12 protein-coding genes are annotated in these 14,801 nt (G+C 49.9%); 7 read left to right on the forward strand and 5 right to left on the reverse strand.

Translation table 11 applies throughout. The features are described 5' to 3' along the window. Positions 1-29 precede the first annotated feature (29 nt). Both sucD and ACFR81_RS10240 read left to right on the forward strand, forming a co-directional pair. Positions 30-947, forward strand: coding sequence for a succinate--CoA ligase subunit alpha (sucD, locus tag ACFR81_RS10235; protein ID WP_145173760.1), 918 nt, complete (start codon positions 30-32; stop codon positions 945-947). Between the two features lie 186 nt (positions 948-1,133). Then, positions 1,134-2,393: a dicarboxylate/amino acid:cation symporter gene (locus ACFR81_RS10240; protein WP_343876381.1), complete on the forward strand. Its 1,260-nt coding sequence runs from the start codon at positions 1,134-1,136 to the stop codon at positions 2,391-2,393. A 111-nt stretch (positions 2,394-2,504) separates the two neighbouring features. On the opposite strand, the gene ACFR81_RS10245 is transcribed toward ACFR81_RS10240, so the two are convergent. Beyond that, positions 2,505-2,744: a hypothetical protein gene (locus tag ACFR81_RS10245; RefSeq protein WP_343876382.1), complete on the reverse strand. Its 240-nt coding sequence runs from the start codon at positions 2,742-2,744 to the stop codon at positions 2,505-2,507. A 399-nt stretch (positions 2,745-3,143) separates the two neighbouring features. Beyond that, a complete protein-coding gene (locus tag ACFR81_RS10250; protein WP_343876383.1) occupies positions 3,144-3,884 on the reverse strand; it encodes a hypothetical protein in 741 nt (246 codons plus the stop codon). Positions 3,885-4,271: 387 nt separating this feature from the next. Here ACFR81_RS10250 and ACFR81_RS10255 point away from each other — a divergent pair, with 387 nt between their 5' ends. The 3 genes from ACFR81_RS10255 (at position 4,272) to ACFR81_RS10265 (ending at position 6,641) form a co-directional block, all read left to right on the forward strand. Beyond that, the gene (locus ACFR81_RS10255; RefSeq protein ID WP_343876384.1) at positions 4,272-4,895 is read left to right on the forward strand and encodes a transposase family protein; all 624 of its coding nucleotides are present in this window, start codon (positions 4,272-4,274) and stop codon (positions 4,893-4,895) included. Positions 4,896-4,999: 104 nt separating this feature from the next. Further along, entirely contained in the window at positions 5,000-5,647 is a 648-nt protein-coding gene (locus ACFR81_RS10260) for a hypothetical protein (RefSeq protein ID WP_343876385.1), read from the forward strand. A gap of 334 nt (positions 5,648-5,981) precedes the next feature. Next, complete coding sequence (locus tag ACFR81_RS10265) at positions 5,982-6,641, forward strand: transposase family protein (RefSeq protein ID WP_343876454.1); 660 nt, start codon at positions 5,982-5,984, stop codon at positions 6,639-6,641. Positions 6,642-7,138: 497 nt separating this feature from the next. Here ACFR81_RS10265 and ACFR81_RS10270 read toward each other — a convergent pair whose 3' ends face one another. Together ACFR81_RS10270 and uvrA are read right to left on the reverse strand one after the other, a co-directional pair. Then, positions 7,139-7,675, reverse strand: a complete 537-nt coding sequence (locus tag ACFR81_RS10270; protein ID WP_068169058.1) for a type 1 glutamine amidotransferase domain-containing protein — start codon at positions 7,673-7,675, stop codon at positions 7,139-7,141. A 244-nt stretch (positions 7,676-7,919) separates the two neighbouring features. Then, positions 7,920-10,439 (reverse strand): excinuclease ABC subunit UvrA, encoded by a 2,520-nt coding sequence (uvrA, locus tag ACFR81_RS10275; RefSeq protein WP_343876386.1) that lies wholly within the window; start codon positions 10,437-10,439, stop codon positions 7,920-7,922. 294 nt (positions 10,440-10,733) lie between these two features. On the opposite strand from uvrA, the gene ACFR81_RS10280 reads away from it, so the two are divergent. Together ACFR81_RS10280 and ACFR81_RS10285 are read left to right on the forward strand one after the other, a co-directional pair. Beyond that, positions 10,734-11,933, forward strand: a complete 1,200-nt coding sequence (locus tag ACFR81_RS10280; protein WP_343876387.1) for a glutathione-independent formaldehyde dehydrogenase — start codon at positions 10,734-10,736, stop codon at positions 11,931-11,933. A 195-nt stretch (positions 11,934-12,128) separates the two neighbouring features. Beyond that, complete coding sequence (locus tag ACFR81_RS10285; protein WP_343876388.1) at positions 12,129-13,211, forward strand: alkene reductase; 1,083 nt, start codon at positions 12,129-12,131, stop codon at positions 13,209-13,211. Positions 13,212-13,508: 297 nt separating this feature from the next. Here ACFR81_RS10285 and ACFR81_RS10290 read toward each other — a convergent pair whose 3' ends face one another. Further along, positions 13,509-14,654 (reverse strand): VIT1/CCC1 transporter family protein, encoded by a 1,146-nt coding sequence (locus ACFR81_RS10290; RefSeq protein WP_343876389.1) that lies wholly within the window; start codon positions 14,652-14,654, stop codon positions 13,509-13,511. Between the last annotated feature and the right edge of the window lie 147 nt (positions 14,655-14,801).

Raw genomic sequence — 14,801 nt, forward strand, 5'->3', positions numbered from 1 at the left:
AATTTTTAGAATTTAGAAGGTATATAGATATGTCTATCTTTTTGAACAAGGACTCCAAGGTCATCGTTCAGGGCATCACCGGCGGCGAAGGCTCAAAGCACACCGCTCGTATGCTCGCATACGGAACAAACATTGTGGGCGGCGTCAATGCACGCAAGGCTGGCACTACCGTTACCCACACCAACAAAGAGGGCAACGAAGTAGAGCTCGACGTTTTCGGTTCAGTTTCTGAAGCTGTTGAGAAGACCGGCGCGAACGTTTCGATCGTTTTCGTTCCCCCGGCATTCACCAAGGACGCCGTTATCGAGGCAATCGACGCTGAGGTTCCCCTCGTCGTCGTCATTACCGAAGGTGTTCCCGTACAGGATTCAGCTGAGTTCTGGGCACATGCTAAGTCCAAGACCGATGCAAACGGTAAGCAGATTACCCGCATTATCGGACCTAACTGCCCCGGCATCATCAGCCCCGAGCAGTCCAATGTTGGTATCACCCCCGGCAACATCACCGGTAAGGGCAAGCTGGGCTTGGTTTCCAAGTCGGGTACCCTCACCTATCAGATGATGTACGAACTGCGCGATCTCGGTTTCACCACCGCGATTGGCATCGGTGGCGACCCCATCATTGGTACTACCCACATTGATGCGCTAGAAGCTTTCGAAGCTGATCCAGAGACCGAAGGCATCGTCATGATTGGTGAAATTGGTGGCGACGCTGAAGAGCGCGCAGCTGAGTTCATCAAGGCAAACGTCACCAAGCCTGTTGTTGGCTATGTAGCTGGTTTCACCGCTCCTGAGGGTAAGACCATGGGTCATGCTGGTGCGATTGTTTCTGGTTCTTCTGGTACAGCACAGGCTAAGAAAGAAGCTCTTGAAGCTGCAGGCGTAAAGGTGGGTAAGACTCCTTCTGAGGCTGCTCAGCTCATGCGCGAACTGATGGCAGGCAAGTAGTCTCTAAATCAGTTTAGATTTTAGAAAATCCCCGGGCTCGTTCTCTAAGAATGAGCCCGGGGATTTTCTTTATGCGCAAGGCTTTGGCCGAACCAGTATTTGAACATGCCCACCCCTAAGTTCTTAGCACCGCCGGGAGTGTGACAAGATTTGATAATTACATGTTTCCGAACGATTGATTTTTTTATGAGCGCTCTCAAGAAGTATGGGATTTTGCCCTGGATTATTGTGGCAATTATCTTGGGTTTGGTGTGTGGGCAGTTTTTCCCCACCGGTCTTTCGCGTGTTTTTTACACGTATAACGATATCTTTTCGCAGTTTCTTAAATTCGCTGTCCCGCTGATTATCGTTGGCCTGGTTATACCTGCGATTGGCGATTTGGGGCGAGGAGCAGGAAAATGGCTTGGGCTCACAGCCGCTCTAGCTTATGCTTCTACCATCTTTTCTGGTGTGCTCACCTATATTGTGTGCGCATGGCTTTTTCCGAGTTTATTGAATCCGGGAACTTTCTCAGATGTGAAGGCTTCTGAAGAATCGTTGGCTGCAGCTTCTGGATACTTCACCATCGAGATCGCTGCCCCTTTTGAAGTGATGACGGCGCTCGTGCTCTCTTTTGTCATAGGGATTGGTCTGTCCATTATGCCTCGCGGCGTATTACGCCGTGGTTTCTTGGAGTTTCGTGAAATTATTACAGCGCTGATTTCGCGGGTGGTTATTCCGCTGTTGCCTCTTCATATCTTTGGTATCTTTTTGAACCTTACGCAGTCTGGTGAGGCAGCGCAGGTTATCTCTACTTTGCTTACGGTAGTAGTGGTTCTTCTTATTCTTGAAGTTGTTATTTTGGGTACGCAGTTTGGAGTTGCCGGTGCGGTAGCGAGGGTAAATCCCGTTAAAGCACTGTGGAACATGAAGGATGCTTACCTGACGGCGTTAGGAACCTCGTCTTCGGCGGCAACTATTCCGGTTACCTTGCGTCAAACTTTGAAGAATGGTGTGCGCCATCCCATCGCTAACTTCGTTATTCCTCTGTGCGCCACTATCCACTTGGCAGGCTCGACTTCAAAGATTACTGCTTTTGCGATGGCGATTGCTTTTACTCAGAATATTGGGTTGACGACGGGGCAGTGGATTGGTTTTATCTTTATGCTCGGCGTAGTGATGGTTGCAGCTCCTGGTGTACCTGGTGGCGGCATTATGGCAGCGGTGGGCATTTTGCAGTCCATGCTTGGGTTTAGCGAGCAGCAGGTGGCGTTGATGATCGCCACCTATATAGCACTCGATTCCTTTGGTACTGCTACGAACGTCACGGGTGACGGCGCTATTGCCCTTGTGGTGGATCGAATCTTAGGTAGCAAGTTGGACGAGCGCGACAGCCGCAAAGCTCCCAGCGAGGATTATGTGCCTTTTGATCCAGATGCTTATATCGAGAAAATCAAAGAAGGATAAAGCCAGCTTAAAATAAATAACCCGGGAGCAACCACGAGTTGTTTCCGGGCTTTTATATGGGGTGATGTTTTCTTTCACCTGAGTGTAAATCCACCCTGAAGTGAAGTCTTCTCAGTATCCGTTAGCGGTCGTGAAAGCTTCAGAGAACTGCACGTAGTAGTGATCGAAGAGAGGAGCACAGACGTCGGGGTTGAAGTTTACAACGGTCTGTGGAACGCTACCTGCCCGTGAGGGAGCGGGCAATCCTTCGGCAAGGCTCTTTCCAGTTTTGGTACCGGTGAAGGTGGTCTTGGCGACCCAAGATCTGCCCAAGAAATACTGCTGCTTTTGGGAAGCTGCGTATGCAGGCACAGATGCGGATGCGATGACGACGGGTGCTGCTCATGCGGTGCCCTTGACGAATAATCGACGATTAATGCTCATAATAATTTTCCCCTATTTTGGTGGAGCGCAAGATCGCGTTCCATAACGTACTCACCGTTATCGAAGAAAAGTCTTCAGATCTGAGGGATCTCTATTTCCTCAAGAACTGGGTGCATGATTAAGCCTACGTTGTGGGGTGTTGTGGGTATATGAGACAAAAGAGGGATAAAAAATCGGTGCTTCATTCGAAAGAATGGAGTACCGATTTTTAGTCGACGTTATTGTTATATTGTGTTTTCTCAAACCCTATGTCAAGAAAACAAAAGAAAAATGAGTGGTTTAAGCATCATTCATAAAACAATGGAATTATGTTTGATGCTTCTCTAATTACATAACTGTCGTGGTTCTAGTGACGGTTCCCTTGGTAGCGGAGTTATCAAAAAGGTAGCCATAATAGGTGATGCGTCGGTTTTGGGAAGTAAGGATGGTGAATCGCATGACCTGGTTGACCACGATTTGCTGTGCATCCCCTGTATAGCCAACAAAATCGGGGTAATGAATGGAAAAACCACCATCGCGGGTCACAACATTAGTGGAATCAAATACATTGCACCCATTTTCATCGGTTGAGTAAGTACCGGGATTGCTGTTGTTTGAGAACCAGACTGTCCACATGTCATACTCCCTCGAGGAACCATCCTCCAGCGTGGTGCTTATGGTCTGAGCCTGTTCTCCGCCGTCCAGTTGCCAGCCATCTCCTAAACCGGAGTCGTTAATCTCAACTGTGCTGGTATTGGGGTCATCGTAGCCCTGATCAATGCCTGCCGTACGGGAAGCATCGGCGACCTCAACTTGAATAGAGTAGCTAATTGAAGTTACCGTTTCTCCGTCATTTAGCCCGATAACTCGAAGACGTCCGTCATCAATCTCCACATATCCATCGGTGAGATTAGTAGCCTGATCAATATTTCGTTCGCCGTAATCAAAGAAAGTTTTACCAGCACCAAGTACATCAAGGTTGCATGTGCGTGAGCCCGCATAGGCAGGAACCGCAGCGGTAGCAACAACAACAGGAGTTGCCCAGACAGCGCCTTTGGCAACCTGGCGACGAGTAAGGGAGGGGGACATAAGTATTCCTATTCTTCGGGGAGGGGGAGGGGTGCTAGAAGAAGTTACGTGCGAGCGTGGTTATAATTTGTTCGCTTACTCCGACAGTCTAAGAGGCTTATTCATAAGGGGTAAAATCCACCAAGAGACAACGGCCCCACCAGCGACAAAAAATGAGAATAAAAGCCAATAATATACTCAAGCCAAACCGGAAAAGACCGTTGTAAAACCATCCTACAACCGGGCTAAACAGCAACCAATTCGCCACACTCATCACAGCCCTGAACAAAAACCTCCTCTGGAACAAGCCAGCAACCAGACCACGCGCCCTCAACCTCAACCAAGCCCTCAAAATCACCCTCATTTACCTCCGTCATAACCTCACTGAAGAGGTTCTAGCCGAAGCATTTGGGTTTCTTAATCTACGATCTCCAGAACCATCCACCACATCAAAGGCGCACTATTGAAGCTAAAAGAGCTGAAAGCCCCGCGCTCGAACCTCTCCAGAATATCCCCGGCTCACTGGTAATACACGGCACTTTGATTCCGGTGTGGAACTGGGCTTCACAAGGGGAGGCATTATTTTCAGGTAAACACCAGCGTGCTGGTTTCAACCATCAGGTCATCTGTACAATGAATGGAAGAATGCTGGCTATCACTGATCCGGTGCCAGGGGCCCGTCATGATGTGCATGCTTTTCGTTTTCACCGGTTAGAAAGATTCCTGGATGAATCTACTCTGGCGGATAACGGCTATATCGGGCTTGGGCTGCTGACTCCGACTAAACGGAAGCCGGGGGTGAGGATGAGGGCTGCGGTGAGAGGGAATAATCGTCAGATTATTCGGTTGCGGTTAGTGGTTGAGTGGGTGATTGCGCAGGTGAAAACGTGGAGGGTTCTGCATTCTGGTTTTCGGCGGCCGCTTCGTTCTTATGGGCCGGTGTTTTCTTCTGGTGCGGGCGCTGATCTTCTTTGCGGCTTCGGAACCTTTATGAATAAGCCTCTATACTTATTTATTGCTTTTTGTAGCTAATTGTGTTTAAGCTTTAGTATTGAAATAAATAGATTGATTCAATTGTAATGATACCCTTCAGGCCTCTGTTTGTTTCGTTCACTCCCCCGATGAATAGGATTTTAATGTCTACTTCACTCACGCGCCGTCAGATTGCCAAGGGTGCAGCATGGGCAGCGCCCGTCGTTGCAGCTACTGCAGCGGTTCCTGCTTATGCGGCGTCTCCGGCACCGCAGTATTATATTGGCAAAAGCGTCACTGCTAATTACATACGCACTGGTTGTACCATTAACCAATTTTATTTGAGCACTTCAGTACCCGTCTCACCTGAGGTGGCTGGATTCTCCGTAGGTCATATTGGAAATACCACAGTAGGAAATACCACTGCGACGCTGTCAGGGTTAACCTTTACTTTTGCCGTACCCCGCGGAATGGTCAACAACCCTACAGTGGATAACCCCGCATGGACAATTTCCGGACCCGCCCAACAGAGTACTCTCACAGGTCTTAGGGGAGCTACGTTCAATACAACTAACTATGATATTTATACTCTCCAGTTTAATGGAGCATCGACTAACCCCGTTGTGGGAGAAAATGCCACACAAACTTGGCCTGGAACTGCGTTTACAGTAACGGGCACCAGCGGCTCCTACTGCTATTCCAGTGGAACGATTTATTCGGGATACAATCTGCGATCTATGACTTTAACAAATGGTAGAGCCCAATGGAACAACTACAGCAATATTGAATCTCGCCCTATTAACCAGGTTTAGTTTTTAGGCATCTCGCGGATTTAGATTACTGAGAGATCATGCCGCGGAGAGAGGAAAGTTTTTCTTCTCTCCCCGGCATGTTTTTTCTCTATTCCAGAATAATTATTGAGGCTTATTCATAAGGGGGTAACCACACCCCACCAAGAGACAACGGCCCCACCAGTAGCAAAATAAGAGGATTAAATCGCCAGAAATAACCTCAAGCCATACCGAAGAGACCGTTGCCCAACCAGCGTATAACCGGGCTCACCAGCGAACAATTCGCCACGCTGCTCACCGCCCTAAAAACCATCTCACCTGGAATAAACCAGCCGAAAAACCACACAAACTCACCCTGACTCAAGCACTCAAAATGACGCTAATCTACCATCGGCACAACGTCACCGAAGAACTGCTTGCAAGCATCTTCAGCGTATCCAAGCCAACAGTTTCCAGAACCATCACCAGCATTGAAAAAGCACTGGCCAGGGTACCCAAACCTCTGATGAAACCCATGGAATCAGCGCTAAAGACGCCTGGATCTTTAGTGATCGATGGAACACTCATACCTACCTGGAACTGGCGCTCACTAAGTGCAACAAACTTCTCAGGAAAACACAAACGTGCCGGGGTTAACCGCCAAGTCATCTGCACCTTGGATGGAAAGTTGCTGGCTATCACAGACCCGGTGCCCGGGGCCAGGCATTATGCTTACGCCTTCAAACATCATGGCTTGGAAAGATATCTTGATGAGAGCACTTTGGCTGATAAGGGTTATATCGGGTTGGGGTTGGCTACCCCGGCCAGGCGTAATAAAACCCGCAGGACACCTGCAGATGTGAAGGCGGTGAACAGATTCATTAATTCACGCCGGGCGGTGGTGGAGCGGGTGATTGCTCAGGTGAAGACCTGGCGTATTTTGCACACGGGTTTCCGGCGGCCGTTGGGGTCTTATGAGCGGGTGTCTTCGGTGGTGCGGGGTTTGGTGTTTTTGGCTGCTGGGCACCCCTTATGAATAATCCTCTAAGTAATAAAAATTATTAAATCTACATTTGAATGAATTATTGTTCATTAAATTCAAAAATATGAGGCTTATTCGTTTTGAGTGAAGCCCTCAAAATCGCCCTCCCAGCTGGGGCTGGCAGAGAAAGCATACAACGGGTTGAGGCTACTGACTCCGACTAAAGCGGAAGGCCTCAGCGAAGATGAGAGTTGCGGTGAAATAGGATAATCGTCGGATTTGCGTTCGGTGGTTCAGCGGAACATTGCCCAGAATAAAACCTGGCGGGTTTTGCATACAGATTGCCCGGCACCCGTCGATCTTTGAAGAGACGGTTTTTTCTTTCCCCAGCCTACCGAACTACTCCGTGATCGAATTCAGTCGCGCTAAGCGTCAGCTGAATAAGTCAAGCCCCGAGGCGCATGTATCAGTGCGCTCGGGGCTTGACGTTACTCTCCTCGCTACCGTAGAAGCGATATCAACAAGGAAAGTTCAGGCTTATCATTCAGGAATTAGCTCAACTTCGCGATAATCGCCTTGTTGAAAGCCTCAAGATCACCGGGGTTACGGCTGGTAATGAGATTGCCATCTTCCACAACCTCTTCATCAACCCATTCGGCACCAGCGTTTTGAAGGTCTAGCTTCACCGAGGTGTAGGAGGTCAGCTTTTTGCCTTCAACCTTCTTGGAATCGATGAGCAACCAGGGTGCATGGCAGATTGCCGCAACGGGCTTCTCTGCCTCAAAGAACTGAACGGTAATGGAGCGAGCCTCAGGGTTGATACGCATTGCATCGGCGTTGAGGGTACCGCCGGCGAGAACAAGCGCATCGAAATCTTCAACGTTGACATCTGCCAATGCGAGGTCAGGGGTAAAAGTATCCGCTTTCTCCCAGTCGCCATTCATGCCCTGAAATTCCTTACCTTCAGGGGCTGCTAGTGAAACCTGCGCGCCGGCGTCCTTGAGTGCATCACGGGGTGAGGTGAGTTCAATCTGCTCTACGCCCTGGCTAGCGAGAATAAGAACTTTTTTATTGCTGAGGTCAGCCATGATTGCTCCTTGAATCTAGTGATACTAAGAAAACTTACTATTCTAACTGTAGTGGAGAGATGAAAATCTACAAAATTTTTTCGAAGTTACCGAATCGGTCTAGCGCGATCAAAAGATGCTAACCGCCTCCCCCCTATAAGACCGTCAGATGAGCCGGAGGAGGAGACAAGGTAGCCCATAAAGTTCAATACGGTACTCAATGTAGAAGGATTATAAACAAGTCTTCCAAATCATGAATATATTCTTACTTCAAGGCCGCCGCTAAAAATGGTGCGGAAACACTTTTTGCTGAAGTCGCCACCTGCGATGGGGTGCCAGCGGCAACAACCTGACCCCCGTCATCTCCTGCGCCAGGGCCCATGTCTATCACATAATCTGCCGCTGCAATAATTCGCATATCAAGCTCAACCATCACTACCGTGTTACCGGAATCCACTAAGGTCTGAAGATGAGACATCAAGCGGTCTGCATCAGAGCAATGTAAACCTGTAGTGGGCTCATCCAGTACATAGAGAGTGTCGCCCCGTTGAGACCTCTGCAATTCAGAGGCAAGTTTGACTCGTTGAGCCTCACCACCAGATAACTCTGTAGCAGGCTGCCCCAAACGCAGATAACCCAATCCAACATCACTCAGCGCAGTCAATGAACGCATAATATCGAACTCTCCCTCGAAAAAGTCCAAGGCTTCGTCCACACTCAACTCCAAAACTTCTGACACGTTCTTCCCTCGCCACAAAATTTCCAAAGTGCTCGACTGATAACGAGTGCCGTGGCAATCAGGGCATTTTGTATAGACCGATGGCAAGAAAAGCAGCTCAACCATCACGGATCCTTCTCCCTCGCATGTGGGGCATCTGCCGCCAGCGACGTTGAACGAGAATCTGCCCGGTTTATAGCGGCGACGCTTGGCTTCTACGGTTTCCGCAAAACGACGTCGCACATGATCGAAAAGTCCGGTGTAGGTGGCAATATTGGAGCGAGGGGTTCGTCCAATAGGCTTCTGATCGATTGCAACAACGCGGCGGATACCGCTGAAATCTCCCTCAATGTTTCCGCTGACTGCGGCAGTCTGCTCGGCGCTTAAGAGATCATCTGCCTCTAAGGGGGGTTCATTTCCTGTCATATTCTTACCCAGACGGTTTCCTACTAGTTGAGGCAAAGCCTGGCTCACCAAAGTGGACTTACCGGAACCTGAGACGCCGGTGACCGCAGTAAGAACCCCGAGGGGGATCTCTATATCCACATTATGGAGGTTATTTCGGGTAACTCTCGAAAGTTTCATCCACTGACTGGGCTTTCGAGGAGTATGTTTTGGCAGCCCAGCGCCACCAAAAAGATAGCCTCGGGTGGCAGAATCCGCGACATGAGCCAAGCCCTCTACCTGGCCACTGTAGAGAACCCTGCCGCCCCGTTCACCTGCTCCTGGTCCCACGTCTACAATCCAGTCAGCATGTTGCATTACTTCAATAGAATGCTCCACAACAAAAAGACTGTTTCCCCGCGCTTTGAGACCATCAAGCACACCGAGAAGCGCATGAATATCTTGAGGATGTAGACCTGCAGAAGGCTCATCTAATACATAGACCACACCGAAAAGTTCAGATGATAACTGAGTAGCTAGGCGCAAACGCTGTAATTCACCACCGGAAAGAGTGGGGGTCATTCGATCGAGCGAAAGGTAGCCTAGCCCAAGGTCTATGATGGGGCGTAAGCGCTCAATGAGTCCTGCTCCCAAGCGGGCAGTAGTGGCAAGTTTCTTAGAAGCATGTTCAACTTCTTCTTCCAATAAGTTGACTAACTCGTGCAGAGGTAGATGAGAGAAATCAGCAATATCTACTCCTGCAAACGTTACCGAAAGCGCCTCTGCCTTGACGCGTTTGCCGTGGCAGGCTGGGCAGGGGATGGAAGTGAGAAACTGTGCTACCTTACGTTTCATGGAGGCACTCTTAGTGTTGGCAAAAGTATCAAGCACATAGCGTTTTGCGCCCACATAGGTGCCGCTGTAAGAGGGTTCAGCACCTGCTTTTTTGGCTGCTTGAGCTTCGGCAAGCGTCATTCGAGAGTAGACCGGTACGTGCGGTGTTTCTTCAGTGTAAAGAATCCAGTCGCGGTCTTTTTTCGGAAGATCTTTCCAGGGCACATCCACGTCGTAGCCCAGAGCCACTAAGACATCTCGAAGCTGATGACCGTGCCAGGCGGTAGGCCAAGAAGCTATCGCGCGCTCACGGATGGTCTTGGTGGGATCGGGTACCATCTGATTTTCTTCCACTTCATACACCCTGCCAATCCCATGGCATTCCGGGCATGCACCTTGGGGTGTATTGGCGGAGAAATCCTCGGCGTAGAGCATGTTCTGGTGCTCAGGATACTGACCGGCGCGTGAATACAACATACGAACCAGACTTGAGATGGTGGTGATACTGCCAACGGTTGATCGTGAATTTTGTCCGCCTCGCTGTTGTTGCAAGGCAACAGCGGGAGGCATCCCTGTAATGGAATCAACCTCGGGCACTCCGGCTTGATCGATAAGACGACGGGCATAAGGAGCCACCGACTCGAGATAACGCCGCTGTGATTCTGCATAGAGGGTTCCAAAGGCAAGAGAGGATTTCCCCGATCCTGAAACACCGGTGAAGACGACGAGAGAATCGCGGGGCACAGAAAGATCAACGTTTTGCAGGTTGTTCTGGCGTGCTCCCATTACTCGAACATCTGGTTGAATGTGAGTTTCCTTGTCTGTGATGCGTTCATGTAAGTAGCTCATAGATAAATCTGACCAATCGCTTCTGTGTAAGGTGCAGGTAGCCTCAAAATCTTTGTAATCTCCTGCCGTTTGCAACTTTACTGTCTATTTCGTGAATGTATGACGACGATTCTTTATTCTCTTCTAACGAGTAGGTTATGATTTCTGTCCGCCACCCCTATGCTAAGCTTGCTTGGCAGCTAAGAATCCCTCGGGGATTGGTGAAACATTCGCTTTCCCGAGCGGTTATTCTCATCCAGAGCTTAGCTTCTATACCCAATAGCTTTCCCAAAGAAGAAAGTAGTGAGGAAGAACGTGGCTGATAAAAATCGTGCAGTAGTATTTCACGGCGTCAAAGATATGCGTGTGGATACTCTTGATTTCCCCAAGCTTGAGATGCCTAACGGTAAAAAAGCACCCCATGGCGTTATCGTAAAGCTTATTGCCACGAACATCTGTGGTAGTGATTTGCATATCTACCGTGGCTCATTCCCTGTGCCCGAAGGCATGGTCATGGGGCACGAAATGACTGGTGAAGTTGTAGAAATCGGGTCAGATGTTGAGTTCCTCAAGCCAGGTGACATCGTTTCTGTACCTTTTAACGTAGCCTGTGGTCGTTGCCGTAACTGTCGCAACGGACGCACTGAGGTGTGCGAGACTACTAACCCCGAGGTTTCGTGTGCCGCATATGGCTTCAACCTCGGTGGCTTCGCAGGTGGTCAGGCAGAATATATGTTTGTGCCTTACGCCGACTTCCAGCTTCTTCGTTTTCCTGACAAAGATCAGGCAATGGAGAAAATCCTAGACCTTGCAGTGCTGTCAGATATTTTGCCCACTGCTTACCATGGTCTGGTCGAAGCCGGTGTTAAGCCTGGTTCTACCGTCTATATTGCAGGTGCGGGTCCGGTTGGGCGTTGCGGTGCCGCTGCTGCTCGCCTCATGGGCGCATCCTGCATCATCGTGGGCGATTACTATGAGGATCGTCTGGAATTGGTTCGCCGTAACGGTTGTGAAACCATCAACCTTTCCGAGATCGACTCAATCAATGATGGAATTGAAGCTATCCTCGGCACCCCCTATGTTGACTGTGCAGTTGACTATGTAGGCAACGAAGCACACGGCCTGGGTCAAGAGGCTGAGGAGACGAAATCGTCTTACGCTATCAACCAGGTTCTGGATGCAACCCGTCCCGGCGGAGCAACCGGCATCATCGGTGTTTACGGTGCTAATCCCATCTCTCCTGTTCCTGCAGAGCGTGAGGGTGTTTACTCTCTCAATTTCGGTGATGCTTGGATTAAATCGCCTCGTATCGCCGGTGGTCAGGCGCCCATTATGCACTACAACCGCGAGTTGATGATGTCGATTCTGTGGGATCGCATGCCTTATCTTTCAGATATGCTCAACATCAAGGTCATTAGCCTGGATGAGGCACCTCAGGCATACGCGGACTTCGATAAGGGGTCATCATTGAAGTACGTTATCGACCCCCACGGTAGTATTCCTGCCGCTCGGTAATTCTATTCTGAGAAAAGGATGAAGAGGGAGGGAGGGAATTGGTGGTGACCAATTCCCTCCCTTTTCCTTGTTACTAGGAAGCTTGATGTACCTTAAGCACTCTTAAATAGGCACGCGCTTTAATGAGAGGGGAATATTATCCAAGTGCTCTCCGTTGTACTTTCAGCCAGAAAACACATTAACTGAAAGACAAAAATGCCGACCCTTTTTGAACCCGCCACCGCAGGCGCCCTTGAACTGAACAACCGCATCACTATGGCACCCTTGACCCGTTCCCGTGCTGGTCAAGACGGCGTTCCTAGCGATATGCACGTGGAATACTACAAGCAACGCGCGAATAACGGTCTGATTGTCACTGAAGGTACATTCTTTGAAGACATCAACCGCGCATTTTTAGGTCAGCCGGGGATCGCCACCGCCGAACAACAAGAAGGCTGGCGTAAGGTTGCTCAGGCTGTTCATGAAGAGGGTAGCAACATTGTGATGCAAATTATGCACGGTGGCCGCCTTACTCTACCTTCTATCAATGGATTTGACCAAGGAGAGTCATCGAGCGCCATTGCCCCCGGGGTCACTTTGCACGGTGATGGAGAGTCCCGAGAAGAGGTGCCCACTCCCGTTGCTCTCGATGCCGAGGGTATTGAAAGGGTTATCCAGAAATTTACTGAAGGCGCTCGCCGAGCCATTGACGCAGGTATGGATGGTGTGGAAGTGCACGGTGCTAACGGGTATCTTCTTCATCAGTTCCTCGCACCTAGCTCTAATGACCGTACAGATGAGTACGGAGGTAGCCCCGAGAATCGTGCTCGTTTGGCCATTGAGGTGGTTCGCTCTATCGCAGATGAAATTGGAGCTGATCGTCTCGGTCTACGCATTTCGCCCATGCATAATGTCCAAGGTTGCCTGGAAGAAGATGAGGATGATGTTCGCGCTACTTATAAAGCATTGTTGGACGGTATTGCTGACCTGAATATCGCTTATCTCTCTATTTTGTATCATGATGCAGAAAGCGACTTGGTTGCTTATTTGCGAGAATCCTTTGGTGGCTTCACAATCCTCAATACCGGTTTTGGCGTGGTGACAGAGTTGGAAGAGGCTCGTCATATCGTGGAGGATGACTTGGCTGATGCGGTGGCGGTGGGCCGTGAGATAATTGCTAATCCTGATTTGTCCTATCGGTGGAAGAATAATCTAGCGTTGAATTCAATTGATTCCGATACTTTTTACACACCCGGTCCTCATGGTTACATCGATTACCCCGCGGCGGAACAAAAATAGTTATCTCGGAAGGTGGAAAGCTCGTTTATTTCTTCCTGTGGTTTGAGTTCAGAGGCAATCCAGCTAAGCCTGCGGATACCAGAATGCTACACAGAAGTTTCTCTTCTTAGCACTGGTTTACTAAGCACCGAATAAAAGATCAGGGCGGGGATTAGAACTTAAGTTCTAATCCCCGCCCTATATCATAGAAGGCTAAGACTGCGAGATCTCTATCTACAGGAAATCAGCAAAACACTAGAGTCTGGAATCTCCCGCAGACAAAATAAAGTAAATCTTACCGGTGAAACTTGATGTTATCTAGCCAATAGTTGTATTAAAGAGTAGCCCCAACGCGTAGGTCACCAACGCCGCTCCGAGACCAATGGCAATTTGGCGCAGCCCGCGCTTCAGAGGCGATGCTCCCGAGAGTAAGCCCACCACACCACCGGTAAAGCCTAGAGCGATAGACACCAACACCAGCGATAGCACTACTCCCAACAATCCTGAGGCACCAAAAATATAGGGCAAAATCGGAATCAGTGCACCGGTTGCAAAGAAACAGAAGGACGCCGCCGCCGCGCCAATATCGGTACCCAACGCGGCGTTGTTGCGTTCGTCGTCGGGGTTCTCTGCTGGATTCTTGAAAGAAAGCGAAGGGTCGCAGTCACAATCCAAGTGACCGAAGCGTTCTAGCGCACGATGATGTGCCGCTTCTTCACTCATACCGCGAGCCTTATAGATGAGTTCCAGCTCGTTTTGATTAATATCGAGCTGATGGGCGACGTCCAGAGTCACCTGGGTGGGGGAGGACGCATCCAAAAGTTCGCGTTGGGACCTTACAGACACAAACTCTCCGGTAGCCATAGAGAGCGCGCCCGCCAGCAAACCTGCGATACCAGAAAGCAAGATCATCTGAGAACTCGCACCGGATGCCCCAATACCCATAATCAGCGCGACGTTTGAAACCAAGCCATCATTGGCACCAAATACTGCAGCACGAAAATTTCCCGAAAGCTTTTCGCGGCCAGAAGTAGAAAGCGCGCGAATAATTTCTTCGTGGATAGCTTCATCGGCCGCCATGGCATCGGTGGCATCGGGGTCTTCGGCGTAAGGGGAACGCCCCTCGGCACGCTGCGCTAAAGCCAGCACAAAGACCGAACCAAAATGCTTAGCCAAGAATTCCAGAGTGCGAGCAGAGACCGACGGCGTCGGTTCCGGCGTAGCGTGTGCACCCAATAGGTTGCGCCAATGCTGTTGGTGCCGTTCTTCTGCCTGTGCGACTTCGCGTAAAATTTCGGCGTCTCGACCCGTCGAACGCTCGGCAAGAGCCGAATAAATGCGCGCTTCGGAGATTTCCTCTGCCAAATAGCGGCGCCAGCGGCGAATCTGTTGGGATGTGGGGTCAGGGGAGCCAACGTGTCTGCTGGAGGCAGTAACTGATGCTGAAAGTTCGTTTCGGTCCATGATGAGCCTTAGGGTCAGACCGAAATCATCTAAAAATGAGACTTCGGCCGTTGCTTGCAATATAGCGCGATGGTTTAAGGACATCACGGTATATATTTCGGGCCGAAGGTCTCGTTCGCCTGAATTCTGAGAGCCAGAAACTACAGG

Source organism: Rothia amarae (assembly GCF_042677725.1).
In the GTDB taxonomy this organism is placed as follows: Bacteria; Actinomycetota; Actinomycetes; order Actinomycetales; family Micrococcaceae; genus Rothia; species Rothia amarae.

What these genes read in the sequence shown, in the direction of transcription:
- ACFR81_RS10260 (WP_343876385.1), top strand. Translation starts at nt 5,000, where the DNA reads ATGTCTACTTCACTCACGCGCCGTCAGATTGCCAAGGGTGCAGCATGG.
- sucD (WP_145173760.1), top strand. Translation starts at nt 30, where the DNA reads ATGTCTATCTTTTTGAACAAGGACTCCAAGGTCATCGTTCAGGGCATC.
- ACFR81_RS10250 (WP_343876383.1), bottom strand. Translation starts at nt 3,884, where the DNA reads ATGTCCCCCTCCCTTACTCGTCGCCAGGTTGCCAAAGGCGCTGTCTGG.
- ACFR81_RS10290 (WP_343876389.1), bottom strand. Translation starts at nt 14,654, where the DNA reads ATGGACCGAAACGAACTTTCAGCATCAGTTACTGCCTCCAGCAGACAC.
- ACFR81_RS10270 (WP_068169058.1), bottom strand. Translation starts at nt 7,675, where the DNA reads ATGGCTGACCTCAGCAATAAAAAAGTTCTTATTCTCGCTAGCCAGGGC.
- uvrA (WP_343876386.1), bottom strand. Translation starts at nt 10,439, where the DNA reads ATGAGCTACTTACATGAACGCATCACAGACAAGGAAACTCACATTCAA.
- ACFR81_RS10285 (WP_343876388.1), top strand. Translation starts at nt 12,129, where the DNA reads ATGCCGACCCTTTTTGAACCCGCCACCGCAGGCGCCCTTGAACTGAAC.
- ACFR81_RS10240 (WP_343876381.1), top strand. Translation starts at nt 1,134, where the DNA reads ATGAGCGCTCTCAAGAAGTATGGGATTTTGCCCTGGATTATTGTGGCA.